Here is a 15,720-nt window from a genome sequence, read left to right on the forward strand (position 1 = left end):
AGTCGCCCGCCAGCTTAATGCTTCGGCTGGAAGCCCGGCTCACCCATCTGCCACAGTGCGAACGACCACTCGTCAGCCAACATGTTGGCGCGCTGCGAGACGCTCGAACCCATCCCATGGCCCGCGTCGTAGTCGATGCGCAACAGCACCGGCCGTCCGCTGCTGGTCGCCGCCTGCATGCGCGCGGCCATCTTCAGCATGTGCCACGACGATACGCGCGGATCGTTGGCGCCCGTCGTAAAGATGATCGCGGGATACGGCGTGCCGTCATGAATGTGTGCATAAGCGCTCATTGCATAGAGACCGTGAAAACCCGCCTCATCCGAGGTCGAACCCATTTCAGGCACGTTAGGCGGCCCATTCGGCTCCGTCTCAAAGCGCAGCGCATCGGACACGCCCACATCGTCCATCACCACGTGGAAGAGAGCCGGGTTGATCTCCATCGCACCGCCCATCACAATACCGCCGGCACTGGCACTGTTCGCCGCCAAGTACTTCGACTGCGTGTAGTGCTGGTCGATCATGTACTGCGCGCTTGCATTGAAGTCGAGCATCGTGTTGATCTTGGTAAGCTTCTGCCCAGCACGGTGCCATGCATCGCCGTACTCGCCACCGCCGCGCATATGCGACACCGCGACGATGCCGCCATGCGCGATCCACGCTTGCCATTGCGGACGGTACACCGGATCCATCGACAGCCCATAGCTGCCGTAGCCGAACACAATGGTCGGATGCGAGCGGTCGCGCTTCACGCCCTTCTTCGCGATGATCGAGACCGGAATACGCGTGCCGTCATAGCTGGTGGCGAACTCGTCGTGCGCTTCGACATCGTCCGATTCCGTCTTCGAAGGCGGAATCAGGCCGGTATCGGTCGCCGCGTTGTTCTTCGGATCGTAAGCGAATTCGCGCGGCGCCTTGACCCAGCCCTGCAGGTTGAACATCGCGCCCGGCTCGCGCGGATCGGCCGTCAGGTCTGTCACCCTGCCCGCAAAAGGCAAATCGATCGTCTGGGTTGCGCTGCCGTCGAACGATACGCGTTTCAGCTCAAAGCTCGCACCTGCACGCTCACCGATATACATCGCGTCGCTACCCAGCGTGAACGCGTCGATCACGTTCGGGCCTTGCGGCACGACCACGTCGGCCAGCGCGAGATCCGGATGCGCCGCCGGTAACGACAGAATCTGGAAGCGCGAGGCACCCTTCTCAGTCAGCAGATACAGGCGATCGCCGTGCAGTTGCACATCGGTCACGCCATCATCCGTGTCCGCGATTTTTTTCCAGGGGGTATCCGCACCATGGATCTGGTCGAGCCGCGCGACGTAGAAGATGTTGGGGTTGTTGTCCATGTTGTGATTCACCACCGCGACTGCATACGGCGAATCCGGCGCCAGCAGCACATAGGTCCCCTGGCCTTCGGCCACATCGAGCTTCGGCGACACGCCGCGGCCAAACACGGCCTCGTCGCCATCACCGTTGGTGTTCTGGCCGAGCACGTGGATATAGGTCACCGCGTTGTACTCGGTCTTCGACAGCGGCGTGTCGGGACCCGGTTTCGGATAGCGCAGATAGAAGAACGAGTGGTTGTCATTGCGCCAGGAGACGACGCAGTCGGACGTGCGGTCGATGGTCTCGGCGAGATCGCTGCCGGTCTGCAGATCGATCACGTGCAGCACGCTCTTTTCCGAGCCGCCTTCGGAGATGCCATACGCGACGTATCTTCCATCCCAGGAAGGCGAATACCAGTCAAGCGCGACGTGATGCGCGCTGTCTTTAGCGAGCTTCGCCGGGTCAACCAGAACGTGTTCCTCGCCGCTCACGCCGTCGCGATAGGCAAGCTTGGGCAGGTTGGCGCCCGGGTCCATCACTTCGTAGAAAATGCGCTCGCCGCGACGCACGAAGTCGCTGCGATGCAGGTCGTTACCCATCAGCGCGTCGATGCTCTTCGCCAGCGCGGCGCGTCCGGGAATCGCATCGAGCACCTTGCGCGTGTAACCCGCCTGCGCTTTCATCCAGCTCTGGACTTCCGGGTCCTTCAGGTTTTCCATGTAACGGTAATTGTCGACTACCGGTGTACCGAAGTAGGTATCCGTTACCGGGCGCACGGGCGCTACCGGCGGACCATCAGCAGCCTGCGCCGCGGAGGCGGCGGCAAGCAAGGCAACAGCAAATGTTACGGCCGTAAAAGACTTGTTTGATTTCATTCGAGCTTCCAAAGGAATGAGGCGCCGCAAGATTACCGCGACTTGCGGCCCGACGACTAGAGAATCAAAAAATCGCGGACGTGAGCAAGCGGCCACGCCCGTTGAACGAGCTATCGGTGCTACGGCTTCGGCTGAAAGCCAGGCTCGCCCATCTGCCACAGCGCGAACGACCACTCATCGGCGAGTTCCTGTGCGGCTTGCGACAGGCTGGAGCCGATCCCATGGCCCGCGTCATAGTCGATCCGCAACAGCACCGGACGCCCGCTGCTCGTCGCCGCCTGCACGCGCGCCGCCATCTTCAGCATGTGCCACGACGCCACGCGCGGATCGTTGGCGCCGGTGGTAAACATCACAGCCGGATAGGGCGTGCCGTCATGAACGTGGGCATAGGCGCTCATCGAGTACAGGCCGTGAAAGCCGCTTTGCGTCGAGGTCGACCCGAACTCCGGCACGTTCGGCGGCCCGTTGGGCTCCGTTTCGTCGCGCAGGGTGTCGGAATCGCCGACGTCATCGAGGATCACGTGGAACAGCCCCGGATCAATCTCCAGCGCGCCGCCCATCACGATGCCGCCGGCGCTGGCACTGTTCGCAGCCAGGTACTTCGATTGTGTGTAGTGCTGGTCGATCAGGTATTGCGCGGCGGCGTTGAAATCGAGCATCGTGTTGATCTTGGTGAGCTTCTGACCGGCGCGGTGCCACGCATCGCCGTACTCGCCGCCGCCGCGCGTATGCGCCACCGCGATGATGCCGCCATGCGCGAGCCACGCTTGCCACGTCGCGTCGTAGTACGGATCCATGGAGGTGCCATAGCTGCCGTAGCCGACCACCATGGCCGGATGCGAACCGTCACGCGTCACGCCCTTCTGCGCGATGATCGACACCGGAATGCGCGTGCCGTCGTAACTGATGGCGAATTCGTCGTGCGCCTCGATCGCGTCGGACTCCGTCTTCGCCGGCGGGATCAGGCCGGTATCGGTCGCAACGTGGGTGTTCGGATCGTAGGCGAGCTCGCGCGGCGCGTTGACCCAGCCCTGCAGGTTGAACATGACGCCAGGCTGTCGCGGATCTGTCGTCAAACTGGCAACGGTGCCTGCAAACGGCAAACCGATTGCTTCGCTCTCCTTGCCGTCGAACGAGACCCGCTGAAGCTGGAAGCTCGCACCCGCACGCTCGCCGATGTAGATGGCGTCGCTGGCGAGATCGAACGAGTCGATCACATTCGCGCCTTCCGGCACGATAACCACGGCCTGTGCGACATCGGGATGATCAAGCGGCGTCGAGAGGATCTGAAAACGTGACGCGCCCTTTTCCGACATGAAGTAAAGCCGGTCGCCATGCAGACGCACATCCGTCACGCCATCTGCAGGCGCGGCGATTTTTTGCCACGGTGTCTGCGCGCCGTTGATCTGCGCGAGCGGCACGACGTAAAACGTATTGGGCGCATTGTCCATGTTGCGGTTCGCGACAGCCACCGCGTATGGCGAGTCAGGCGAAAGCAGCACGTAAGTGCCCTGCCCCTCCGGTACATCGAGGCTGGCGGACACGCCCTTGCCGAACACCGCCTCATCTGCATTGCCGTCAGGGTTCTGGCCGAGCACGTGGACAAACGTCACCGCGTTGTACTCGGTCTGCGACGGCGGCGTATCGGGGCCGGCCTTCGGATAGCGCAGGTAGAAGAACGAGCGGTTGTCGTTGCGCCAGGAGACGACGCAGTCACTCGTGCGGTCGATGCTTTCGGCGAGTTGCAGACCGGTGTTCAGATCGACGATATGCAAGACGCTTTGTTCGGAGCCGCCTTCCGAGACTCCATAGGCCACGTAACGGCCGTCCCACGAGGGCGAAAACCAGTCGAGCGCGAAATGATGCCCGCTGTCTTTGGCCAGCTTCGCCGGGTCCACCAGAATGTGCTCCTCACCATCGATGCCGTCGCGATACGCAAGCTTGGGCAGATTGGCGCCCGGCTCCATCACTTCGTAAAAGAGGCGCTCGCCGCGGCGGGTAAATTGATCGCGATGCAGATCCTTGCCGCCTAGAGCAAGGATGCGCTGCGCCAGTGCCGCACGACCGGGAATCGCATCGAGCACCTTGCGCGTGTAGCGCGCCTGCGCTTTCATCCAGCGCTGGACTTCTGGGTCCTTCAGGTTCTCCATGTAACGGTAGTTGTCTACGACCGACGTACCGAAGTAGGTATCCGTAACGGGACGCACCGGGGCGATGGGTGGCCCTTCCGACGCCTGTGAGGCAGCGGATGAAGCGAGCAATGCAACTGCGATTGTAATGACCAGGAAAGACTTTGTTGGTTTCATGCGCGCTTCCAGAGGAACGAGGCGCCGCAAGGTTACCGCGAGTCAGGCCTGACCGGTTAGAGGATGGCTACAGCGTGACCGGCACAGCGGGATGAATGCAGCGCGCGAGACATGCCGCTGACCTTAGCTTGCCGGATTGCTCCAGTCGCTTAGTCCTTCTCTTGCATTGAGTTCGATAAACGACGGCAACGCGCGCAAGCGGCTGATATAGGGCATCAGGCTCTCCCGGTTGGTTGCCTTGCGAGGCATGTTGCGCGTCCAGCGCATGAGCATCACCGCGAGAAAATCTGCGGTGCTGAGTTTTCCGCCCACGAGGTAAGGACGGCCGTCGGCAAGCAGTGCACCGAGGCGGTCCCATGCGTCTTCGATCCGGCGCGTCGCAAGCGCCTGAACCGCTTGCGCGCCTGCAGGATCGCCGTCGCTATCGGCGTAAAACCAGTCGCGCATCGCCGGCAGCACCGTGTTGGCAAAGAACACCATCAACTCGAGCCACTCTGCGCGATCGGAGGAGCCAGGTACCGGCGCAAGGCCGGCAGCAGGATGACGCTCGGCCAGCAGCATCAACAAGGCGGCGCACTCGTGGCGCGGCACGCCGTCGACGATCAGCGTCGGCACACGTCCAGCCGGATTCAGGCGCAGATACTCGGCGCTGTGCTGCGCTCCCGTGTCGATGTCGACGAGGCGTGTCTCGAAGGGAATTTGTGCCTCGATCAGCATCCAGTGAACGGCCATGCTTGCCGCACCTGGCGAGTAATAGAGCGTGTAGGTCATCTCTCGTCTCCTGTGTTCTGTATGCGGCGACATCGTCACCATGCCCGGAACAATTCGTCTAAAGTGCCTTTCGACAACGCCTGCGTCCTGAGGCATCATCGGGATCGGCCAGCGACACAAGGGCTAGATGATCGGACAGCATTACGCGTTGTGCAAGCGGATTTGCGAAGTCATCAAGCTCGCAATGCAACGATCGATTCGTCGCGCATAACGTCGAACGATGCCCTTACTTACGCTGTACCCACTCCCCCATTCCAACGCGAGGTATGCATGCTTTTCGATCCGGCCCGTCATGAACCACTGCAATCACTCGAATGGGATGAGACCCGGGTGCGGCAGTTCATTGCGCGGATCGTCAGCCAGACCGAGGCGCAGATGAACGCGGATGGGCTGTGGCCTGTGCATCCAAACGACGGGGGCGGAGAAGATAATCCACGCTCGCCGCTGACACCGCTCTACCATGGCGCATGCGGCGTTGCCTGGGCGCTCGGCTACCTCGAAGCCGTCGGTGCCGTCAAACTTCAGCGCGATCCGTTGGCACATGCCACGTCGTTACGTGCGATGAATCGCGCCTGGCTCGAAGAAAATGACAACGGCTTCTTCAGCGCCTGGATGATGGGCGAAACACCGTGGCTGATGCTCGAGTTCGGACAAACTCCTAGCAAAGCGCTTGCCGATCGGCTCGCCGAACTCATCGCCAATAATATCGACAACCCCACCCGTGAACTCATGTGGGGTTCACCCGGCACACTGCTGGCCGCTTCGTTTCTTCATGAACGCACCCATGACGAACGCTGGGCCGATCTGTTTCGCCAGACGGCCAGTCAGCTCGCGTCCGAACTGAAGTGGTCGGAAGAACACGGCTGTCACTATTGGACTCAGGATCTGTACGGCGGGCAGTACACCTTTCTCGACGGCGTACACGGTTTCGTCGGCAACGCGTTGCCGTTGATACGCAGCCGACATCTGCTCGACGCATCCAGTTGGAGCGAATGGGAAGGCCGTATTGTCAACACGCTGCAACGTACCGTGACCCTCGAGGACGGCATGGCGAACTGGCGCGCGTTTCTTACTCCACCTGAGGGCCGCGAGCCAAAGATGCTCATGCAGTTGTGTCACGGCGCGCCGGGGTTCGTCGTCTGTCTGGCGCATTTGCCGAGCCACGAGCTGGATCCGCTGCTGCTCGCGGGAGGCGAGGCAATCTGGGCTGCGGGTCCGCTCACCAAGGGATCCAATCTGTGTCACGGCACGGGCGGGAATGGTTACGCTTTTCTGGTGCTATATCAGCGCACAGGCGATATCAAGTGGCTCAAGCGCGCCCAGGCTTTCGCGATGCATGGCATCGCACAGACCGAGGCTGATGAGGCGGCGCATGGACAATTGCGCTACTCGTTGTGGACGGGCGATCTCGGCTTCGCTATCTACCTGTGGGACTGTTTGCGCGGCAAAGCGGCGTTTCCAACTTTGGATGTGTTCTATGGCGCTGCAGGCTGATCTGCATACACCGTGCGGCGCATCTGCATGCGGCGGGCGATCCGACGCCGCTGCGCCGCGCATGCGCGCGATCGCGTGCAGGTGTACTACGGACTAGAGCCGGGCATCCGCCTGGAGCGGCTTGGCCGAGCGCCTCATATGCGCTTGCGCCGGTTTCGGTTGCCGTCCGCTTTGCAGCAGATAAACACCGCCCAGTATGCAGGCCATGGCTAACAGATGAAGCGGTTTAAGCGGCTCGCCGGCAAACACCAAACCCATCAGCAACGCAACGACGGGCGGAATATAGGTCACGCTCGATGCCGCGAGCGCGCCGAGCCGCTGAACGATGAAGTAATAGAGCATGTAAGCGACACCCGTCCCGAACAGTCCCAGCCCCAACACCAGTCCGGCGAGCGCACCCATATGAGGGGCGATCCGGGTGATGCCCTGAAAGTCCGTCACGCAGCTGATCGTCAGCAGCGCAAAGCCGATCTGCCAGGTGGAAAGCGCCAACGGCGAAAGCTCCAGGCCCGTGAGAAAGCGGCGCGCATAAGCGAACGAGCAACCCACGCTCAGCGAACCCGCGACCATGTACAGCACGCCTTGCAGATTGACGCCTGAGGCCGCACCCGTCCACGGATGCGCAATCAGCGACACGCCGAGAAAGCCGCACAGCACGCCCGCAATCATCCGGCCGCTGGGACGTTCGTCGCGCAATAGCGCCCAGACGCACAGGAATGAGAAGAGCGGAATTGCCCCGCTCAACATGCCCGCCACGCTCGACAAAAGCAGCGCCGCGCCCTTCGCGAAGGCGTAGTAATAGACGGTGGTCGCCAGCAAGGACATCACGATGAAGTGATGCGCATGCCGCAGATGGCGCCACTTGAGCGCCCGTGTCGCCAGCGCGAACGCGAGAATCGGAACGAAGCCGAACAGCACGCGCAGAAACACGATCTGGGCCGGCGAAATCCACACGCTGGCCTCTTTCATGAACAGAAAATTGCTGCCCCAGATAAGGCCGAGCAAGGCGAAGGCGAGATAGGCGGGATTCATGGCGAGGGCCTCGGAGGACATTTCAATGCCCGGATTGTCGCGACGCCGCCGATGCGGTACAAATGATTAAATTTCGCCGATAGGATAGAAAAACTCTTCCATGCGTGCCATTCCTCCCCTGAAAGCCTTGATAGCACTAGAGTCGGCCATGCGCCTTGGCAGCTTTACTTCAGCTGCCAAGGAGCTGAGCGTGACTCCCGGCGCGGTCGGCCAGCAGATTCAAAAGCTGGAAGAGTGGCTGGGAATACCGCTATTCGTACGGCAGATCCGCCAGGTCACGCCCACGTCCGAGGGCCGCGCCTACTTCGCGCAGATCCAGCCGGCCATCGCCCAGATCGTCGAGGCGAGCCGGCGCGTGCGCGAAGGGCGTTCCACAGGAGTGCGGCTGTCGATGCCGCCGAGCCTCGCCGCCAAATGGTTTGCGCCGCGCATGGCGGACTTCCTGATCGCGCATCCGGGGATTGCGCTGAATCTGAGCACATCGACCGCGTTCGTCGACTTCGAACTGGATGCGGTAGACCTGGCCATCCGCTATTTCAACGGCGTCGATCCGGCGCTCTCGGTCCATCTGCTGTACGCCGACTCGGCGCGGATCTATTGCAGCCCGGCCTACGCAAAGCGATTGAAGCTGAAGCGCCCCGACGATCTGCAACGCGCCACGCTGCTGCACAACACCTTGCATCCGCACTGGACCGCGTGGCTCAAACAGTTCAGCACGCTCACAGAGGCGCAGATCGAGGGCATCGGTGGGCTCCACGTGGATCAGTCATTGATTGCCGTCGAAGCCGCCGTGCGCGAGCAAGGCGTCGTGCTCACCAGTGCGCTGCTGATCAAGGCTGAGGTAGCGGCCGGCTCGCTGATCGAACCCTTCGATCTGGCGCTCCCGCTGGCAAGCGGTTATTACCTCGTGCATCCGCGGACGGCCGAGCTACAGGCCGGGGCCAGGACGCTAAAAACGTGGCTCATTGAGACGGCGGATCCCAACGCCCCTAACGCCCCGCCGCAGTAGACGACCAAATATCGGGAAATTTCACAATGTGGAACGATCCATTGCACTACAAAAAATCGTGGTGCATGGCACAAAGCACCCGTTTCACCATGCCGTCCCACATTCCACGATCCGGAACAAAGCACACAAATCATTGTTTTTGAATGATATTTTTTATCCTAACGATCCCACTACTAGCGCTTCTGCGGCCGCTTGCCGGCGTAGACTCTTTTACATGAGCTGGCGTTCTGAGCGGCTGGATCAAGCGACATACCGCAACCGATCCGCAACGGCTGCTTGTGAACCGACCCGCGTCTCGTACGCAGGTCAGCCACGGAATCGCTTTATTTACGATGATCGGGAGAGAAAAAATGGAAGGCTTTCGCTTTGGCTCGACGGAAGGATCGTTCTACATTTTGCCCGGCAAGGACGGCTGGGAAGCATCGTTCGGTAACGAGACGCTTGGCGCATTTGCCAGCCCTCAGCAGGCCGCTGACGACCTCGCACGGGGCGTTTGCTGCCCGCACTTGTCCGAATCCGATACTTCGACGCTTGAAATTCCCGAGAAGATCGCCGATTGGGAAATCGTTCATATCTGAGGGCGCGGTCTTCAAGCTCGCAAAAGCGCAGCGGGCGGGCTGCACGGCACGTCATGAATGACGCTACCGCGCAGCCCGCCCGCTGCGTGCCCTGCTGATTTAAAGCTTATGCAATCGCGTCCACGATCTTGTTGAGCGTGGCGCTCGGACGCATGGCCTTGCTCGTCAGGTCGACATTCGGACGGTAGTAACCGCCGATATCGGCCGGCTTGCCTTGCGCTGCAGCCAGTTCTTCAACGATCTTCGCTTCGTTCTCGGCCAGCGCCTTTGCCACACCGGCGAACTGCGCCTGCAACGCAGCGTCTTCGGTTTGAGCGGCCAGTGCTTCAGCCCAGTACAGCGCGAGGTAGAAATGGCTGCCACGGTTGTCGATACCGCCAACCTTGCGTGCCGGCGACTTGTCGTTGTCGAGGAACTTGCCCGTTGCCTGATCCAGTGTCTTGGCCAGAACCTGCGCCTTCGGGTTGTGATACGCGTTGCTCAGATGTTCGAGCGAGGCAGCCAGTGCCAGGAATTCACCCAGTGAGTCCCAACGCAGGAAGCCTTCTTCGACGAGCTGCTGAACGTGCTTCGGCGCCGAACCGCCCGCACCCGTTTCGAACAAGCCGCCACCTTCCATCAGCGGAACGATCGACAGCATCTTCGCGCTCGTGCCCAGTTCCATGATCGGGAACAGGTCGGTCAGGTAGTCGCGCAGCACGTTGCCGGTGACCGAGATCGTGTCCTTGCCTGCACGAATGCGTTCAATCGAGAACTTCGTCGCTTCGACCGGCGTCATGATGCGGATATCCAGACCGCTCGTATCGTGGTCCTGCAGGTACTGCTCGACCTTCTTGATGATCTGGGCGTCGTGCGCACGAGCGGCATCCAGCCAGAACACCGCTGGCGTGTTGGTTGCGCGGGCACGGTTCACGGCCAGCTTGACCCAGTCCTGTACCGGCGCATCCTTGGTCTGGCACATACGCCAGATGTCGCCTTCTTCGACGTTCTGCTCGAGCAGAACCTTGCCGGCTTCATCGGTCACGCGGACCACGCCGTTCGCCTTGATCTGGAACGTCTTGTCGTGTGAACCGTATTCTTCTGCGGCTTGCGCCATCAGGCCGACGTTGGGCACGCTGCCCATCGTGACCGGATCGAACGCGCCGTGCTTCTTGCAGTCTTCGATCACAGCCTGATAAACGCCTGCATAGCAACGGTCGGGAATCACCGCCTTGGCATCGTGCAGCGCGCCGTCGGCGCCCCACATCTTGCCGGACTCGCGGATCATGGCGGGCATCGACGCGTCGACGATCACGTCGCTCGGCACGTGCAAGCTCGTGATGCCCTTGTCCGAGTTGACCATCGCCAGATGCGGGCGCTGCTCGTATTCGGCCTTGATGTCGGCTTCGATTGCTTCGCGCGTCTCGGCCGGCAGATCCTTCAGGCGTGCATACAGGTCGCCGATACCGTTGTTCGGATTGAAGCCGACCTTTGCCAGCGCATCCGCATGCTTCGCCAGCACGTCCTTGTAGAACACCGAGACCACGATACCGAAGATGATCGGGTCCGAGACCTTCATCATGGTGGCCTTCAGGTGCACCGAGAACAGCACGTTGTTGGCCTTCGCATCGGCGATCTGCGCTTCGATAAAGCTGCTCAGCGCCTTCTTGCTCAGCACCGACGCGTCGATGATTTCGCCGGCCTTCACTGCCGTCTTTTCTTTCAGGACGGTCTTCGTGCCGTCAGCGGCCGTCAGTTCGATCTTCACGTTGCCGGCTGCGCCGATCAACGCGGATTTTTCGCTGCCGTAGAAATCGCCGCCGCTCATGTGCGCCACGTGCGACTTCGACTCCGCGCTCCACGCACCCATTTTGTGCGGATGCTTGCGGGCGTAGTTCTTGACCGACAGCGGCGCGCGGCGATCCGAATTACCTTCGCGCAGCACCGGGTTCACCGCGCTGCCCTTGATCTTGTCGTAGCGAGCCTTGACGTCTTTCTCTTCGTCGGTCGTCGCGACATCCGGATAGGACGGCAGCTTGTAGCCCTGGTCGCGCAGTTCGGCGATCGCGGCCTTCAGTTGCGGCACCGACGCGCTGATGTTCGGCAGCTTGATGATGTTCGCTTCCGGGCGGGTGGTCAGCGCACCGAGTTCGGCGAGATCGTCGGACCCTTTTTGTTCCGCAGTCAGATAATCAGGGAACGCGGCGATGATGCGGCCGGCCAGCGAGATGTCGCGCGTTTCGACGGCGACGTCCGATGAGCGCGTGAAAGCCTTCACAATCGGGAGCAGCGAGTAAGTCGCCAGAGCCGGCGCTTCGTCGGTAAGGGTGTAGATGATCTTCGGCGTTGTAGACATATCTGATGCGTTGCTTGATGAAATGAAAGACAGAGCGTGGGTAGCGCTGACCAACTTCTAGGCCGCGAGACCGTGAGTATAGGCGTGTTTACCAGAATACGCCTCCAGACCTTGACATAACGGCCGGGATTCGGGTGAGGTCGGACGCGCCGATCCGGCGCCTTTCCGGCCGCCGAATTCGTCTCGCCACAGCGGGGAAAGTGCCGTGCAGCGGGGCTTTTGGCGGTAACTGGGCGTTCGGGGGCATTCGGCACGTCCCGATCGCTCATGGCTTGGCGGGAAAGACCGACGCTTCGTCAAGCGCCGAAACATATCTTTGCTCGCCATGCCAACAATCGCACATGAGCCGCACTATATAAGAGGCAAATGGATATGGATTTGGACACGACAAATTTCGCCGTGCGAGTGTGACTATAGCTGCGGCCGTGACGGCTGTCGGGCGCACTTGGCAGATGCACCCGACAGTTCCAGGCTCATACCACGCGCTGAATCAGTCCAGGGCGGACGTTTCCAGCAAGCCGCGTTTTTCCAGCATTGGCTCGACCGACGCATCGCGCCCGCGGAACGTCTTGAAGGCCGTGGCCGGATCGATCGAATTGCCCACGCTGTAGATCCATTTCAGCAGACGCTCGGCGGTGGCGCGGTCGAACGGATCGCCGGCCTCCTCGAAGGTGGCGTAACCATCTGCCTCCAGCACCTCCGCCCACATGTAAACGTAGTAACCGGCCGCGTAGCTGTCGCCTGAGAACAGATGCTGGAAATGCGACAGGTAATGACGCATGCCGATATCTTCTGGCACGCCGAGCCGGACAGCCTGTTCCGCTTCGAACTGCGCGATATCCACGGGCGCGTTGTCGCTGCGTGCGTGCAAAGCCATATCGATCAGGGCCGGCCCCACATACTGCACGGTCGTAAAGGCCTGATTGAAGCGGCTCGCCGCCTGCAGGCGCTCGAGCAGCGCAGCCGGAATCGGTTCGCCGGTTTCTACGTGACGCGCATGGCGCAACAATACTTCACGCTCCCGCGCCCAGTTCTCGAACAGTTGCGACGGCAGTTCCACGAAGTCTGCGAGCACGTTGGTGCCCGCCAGCCGCTCATAGCGCACGTTCGACATCAGGCCATGCAGCCCGTGACCGAACTCGTGAAACAGCGTGCGGATATCGTCGAAGCTCAAGAGCGTCGGCGAGCCCTTCGCGAAGTTATTGTTGTTCAACACGATCGGCAACGTGCCGCCGTTGCGGCCCGACTGCGAACGCAAGATGCTCATCCACGCACCACTGCGCTTGGTCTGCCGCGCGAAGTTGTCGGCGATGAACACGCCGATCATTTTTCCTTCGGAGTCCATCACTTCCCACAAACGAGCGTCGGGGTGATAGAGCGGAATGCCGTGACGTTCGTTGAAACGCACGCCGAAGAGCCGCGAGGCGCAATCGAACATCGCGGCCTGCATGGCGTCGAGCGAGAAATACGGCTTGACCTGCGCATCGTCGATGGCAAAGCTTTTTTGGCGTACCTTCTCCGACAGATAGCGCCAGTCCCATGCAGCAATCGGCGTCGGCTGGCCGAGTTCGGCGGCCAGCGCATTTAAGCGCTCACGGTCATGTTTTGCCTTGTTGATGGCAGGCTTCCAGGCACGCTGCAGCAGTTCATCGACAGCCGCAACGGAAGGCGCCATGCGATCGGCCAGCTTGTAGTCGGCATAGGTCGCGTAGCCCAACAGCGCCGCCTGCTCCTGGCGCAGCCCCACGATCCGCGCAGCCAGCGGACGGTTGTCGTGCTCGCCTGCGTGGGCACCGCGTGCGCGGCGCGCGCGCCAGACCTGCTCGCGCAGCTCGCGCCGCTCGGAGAACGTCAGAAACGGCTCCGCCAGCGACGGCGACAGCGTGATCACGTAGGTGCCTTCCGGCAAACCGCGTTCACGCGCCGCCTGCAATGCCGCGTCCAGAACGAACGACGGCAGGCCGGCACGCTTGTCAGCCGTAGCCAGCGTCAAGGCAAAAGACGACTCGTCGGCGAGCACGTTCTGGGAGAACTGCGTGGATAGCGCGGCCAGCTCCTCGACGATCGCCGCGAAACGCGCTTTGTCCTGCTTCGCGAGCTTGGCGCCGGCCCGCTCGAAGTCCAGATGCAGACGTTCCAGCAAACGCAGTTGCTCGGTCGTCAGGCCGAGATCATTGCGTTTTTCGTAGAGAGCGTGGAGTCGCGCAAACAAGCCTTCGTTCTGATAGATCGCGCTCGAATGCGCCGCCAGACGCGGCGACAACTCGCGCTCGATCGCCTGCAACGCGGGCGAGGTCTCGCTAGATGACAGGTTGTAGAACAGCATTTCGATGCGGCCCAGCAACTGGCCGCACGCATCGAGCGCCGCCACGCAATTATCGAAGCTCGGCGCTTCAGCGACAGTCGCAATGGCGTCGATTTCGCGCTGATGCTCAAGCATCGCGACGTCGAAGGCGGGTGAGAAATGCTCGGGGAGAATACGATCGAACGGCGGTAAGCCGTAAGGTGTTTGCCAATCTTCGAGTAGAGGATTGGCTTCGTGCGAGAGGGACATGGATGGTTTCCTTAACGCGGGGTCACCATTCTATTCCTCGTCGCGAGGCGCTTGCATCTATCCCATAGAGGTCGGGCTCGGAGCGACCTGCGGCCGGGCAAGGCGCTGCGGCGCTGTGCCAGACACACCCTTTGTAAGCGCGCGTTAAGGTGCAGCCTTCGTTGAAACGACATCCGGATATTCGTAGTCACGGTACTCCGCCCCTTCCCTTACGCATTGAAAACCTGCTGACTCGTAAAGGAAGCAAGCCGGGTTGCCATGGAACACGTTCAACGTCAGTTTCGCAAAGCCTCGCGCACGCGCGTCGCTGATGTATTCATCGAGCAGCACCCGGCCCAGACCCCGTTGACGCAACTCGGTCATCACGTAAATCGAGGCGAGACACGCTGCGCCGTCCATCACCTCCCAGAAGCAATAGCCCACCGGCACGCCGTCTTGCTCCACGACGAACATGCGATCGAGCGCAGAGGTCCACTGCCGCAGATGGCCATGCATCGCATCCTTCCAGCGCGCTTCGTGCTCGGGCTCGATGGTCTGGATGTAATTGAGCTCGCCCTTGTAGACCATCGGCAGATCCGTTGGCCGCGCCTTTCTAACTGTATGTTTCAGATTCAAGCCGCACTCCTTTGGCGGAAGATCACGCGTCTGCCTGGCTGCGCCGGGATGGCACGGACGGCGCATTCTATAGGCGATCCCCGTATCGTGTTGGCGTGATCAATATTCCCACGCAAGGTTGGCTCGACGCGCGATGGTTGCGCGTTCAACGATCCGCACTGCTCAAGGCTCGGCGTCCCAGTAATCGAGCGAATTTTCCTTGCGCTGGATTCCGACGAACGCGCGGGCTGAGCTCGCGCCGCGCACAATTGCCTGGTACTTGCCGGAATCCGGATACTCAACCACCTCCGGATCGTCGCGCGTGCTAATGGACAGATACTTCAACGGCGCCGTGGATGAGTTGATGATCTGATGCGGATATTGCGGACCGGGGGGAATGAAAATGACGTCACCGCCGCGGATCGGCAGTAGCTCCCCGGCCACCCGCAAGGTGCCTTCGCCATCGAGGATCACGAACATCTCCTCCTGCGCGTAATGAAAGTGATAGGGGCATGAGCGCTTGCCCGGCGCGACGATATCGATCGAGGCGCCAAGCTTCTGTGCCGCCGTCCCCGACGCGAGCCGGGTACACAGCGTTTCGTAGAGCGGGGTCCGGACTTCGGCATTCAACTCGACGTCGTCAAAATTTCTGATGAGCTTGGCCGCCAGCTCTTTTACGGTGTCGTTCACGTCTCCTCCGGTCGAAGTTGCGTTAAAAACGTTGCGGGCGCAATGACTACGCCACTATTGTCTGATGTTTGCGATCTGTCCGCCGGGTAAAAATGTCCGCTCGCCCGCGCGGCCGCACAGGGCAACTTTACTTCTGGACTGACGCTGGCAAGCCGT

Annotated in this window: 11 protein-coding genes; 3 read left to right on the forward strand and 8 right to left on the reverse strand. The window is 61.2% G+C overall.

The features are described 5' to 3' along the window. Positions 1-14: 14 nt before the first annotated feature. The 3 genes from P3T40_RS05800 to P3T40_RS05810 all read right to left on the reverse strand — a co-directional run bounded on the left by P3T40_RS05800 (position 15) and on the right by P3T40_RS05810 (position 5,278). Positions 15-2,201 (reverse strand): prolyl oligopeptidase family serine peptidase, encoded by a 2,187-nt coding sequence (locus P3T40_RS05800; RefSeq protein ID WP_429266732.1) that lies wholly within the window; start codon positions 2,199-2,201, stop codon positions 15-17. Between the two features lie 119 nt (positions 2,202-2,320). Continuing rightward, positions 2,321-4,507 carry a prolyl oligopeptidase family serine peptidase gene (locus P3T40_RS05805; RefSeq protein WP_429266733.1) on the reverse strand — a complete coding sequence of 729 codons (2,187 nt, stop codon included), beginning with the start codon at positions 4,505-4,507 and terminating at the stop codon, positions 2,321-2,323. Positions 4,508-4,630: 123 nt separating this feature from the next. Then, positions 4,631-5,278 (reverse strand): glutathione S-transferase family protein, encoded by a 648-nt coding sequence (locus P3T40_RS05810; RefSeq protein WP_429266734.1) that lies wholly within the window; start codon positions 5,276-5,278, stop codon positions 4,631-4,633. A gap of 270 nt (positions 5,279-5,548) precedes the next feature. On the opposite strand from P3T40_RS05810, the gene P3T40_RS05815 reads away from it, so the two are divergent. Then, complete coding sequence (locus P3T40_RS05815) at positions 5,549-6,772, forward strand: lanthionine synthetase C family protein (RefSeq protein ID WP_429266735.1); 1,224 nt, start codon at positions 5,549-5,551, stop codon at positions 6,770-6,772. Between the two features lie 93 nt (positions 6,773-6,865). On the opposite strand, the gene P3T40_RS05820 is transcribed toward P3T40_RS05815, so the two are convergent. Then, positions 6,866-7,804: a DMT family transporter gene (locus P3T40_RS05820; RefSeq protein ID WP_429266987.1), complete on the reverse strand. Its 939-nt coding sequence runs from the start codon at positions 7,802-7,804 to the stop codon at positions 6,866-6,868. A 100-nt stretch (positions 7,805-7,904) separates the two neighbouring features. Here P3T40_RS05820 and P3T40_RS05825 point away from each other — a divergent pair, with 100 nt between their 5' ends. Both P3T40_RS05825 and P3T40_RS05830 read left to right on the forward strand, forming a co-directional pair. Next, entirely contained in the window at positions 7,905-8,813 is a 909-nt protein-coding gene (locus P3T40_RS05825) for a LysR substrate-binding domain-containing protein (protein ID WP_429266736.1), read from the forward strand. 350 nt (positions 8,814-9,163) lie between these two features. Beyond that, positions 9,164-9,391 (forward strand): hypothetical protein, encoded by a 228-nt coding sequence (locus P3T40_RS05830; RefSeq protein WP_429266737.1) that lies wholly within the window; start codon positions 9,164-9,166, stop codon positions 9,389-9,391. Between the two features lie 106 nt (positions 9,392-9,497). Here the strand turns inward: P3T40_RS05830 and P3T40_RS05835 are convergent, their stop codons facing one another. The 4 genes from P3T40_RS05835 to P3T40_RS05850 all read right to left on the reverse strand — a co-directional run bounded on the left by P3T40_RS05835 (position 9,498) and on the right by P3T40_RS05850 (position 15,564). Then, on the reverse strand, positions 9,498-11,726 hold the full coding sequence (locus P3T40_RS05835; protein ID WP_429266738.1) for an NADP-dependent isocitrate dehydrogenase: 2,229 nt from the start codon (positions 11,724-11,726) through the stop codon (positions 9,498-9,500). 490 nt (positions 11,727-12,216) lie between these two features. Then, positions 12,217-14,280, reverse strand: coding sequence for a M3 family metallopeptidase (locus tag P3T40_RS05840; RefSeq protein WP_429266739.1), 2,064 nt, complete (start codon positions 14,278-14,280; stop codon positions 12,217-12,219). Positions 14,281-14,424: 144 nt separating this feature from the next. Then, a complete protein-coding gene (locus tag P3T40_RS05845; protein WP_429266740.1) occupies positions 14,425-14,895 on the reverse strand; it encodes an N-acetyltransferase family protein in 471 nt (156 codons plus the stop codon). 162 nt (positions 14,896-15,057) lie between these two features. Then, positions 15,058-15,564, reverse strand: a complete 507-nt coding sequence (locus P3T40_RS05850; RefSeq protein ID WP_429266741.1) for a cupin domain-containing protein — start codon at positions 15,562-15,564, stop codon at positions 15,058-15,060. Between the last annotated feature and the right edge of the window lie 156 nt (positions 15,565-15,720).

The organism is Paraburkholderia sp. EB58 (assembly GCF_050436665.1).
GTDB lineage: Bacteria > Pseudomonadota > Gammaproteobacteria > Burkholderiales > Burkholderiaceae > Paraburkholderia.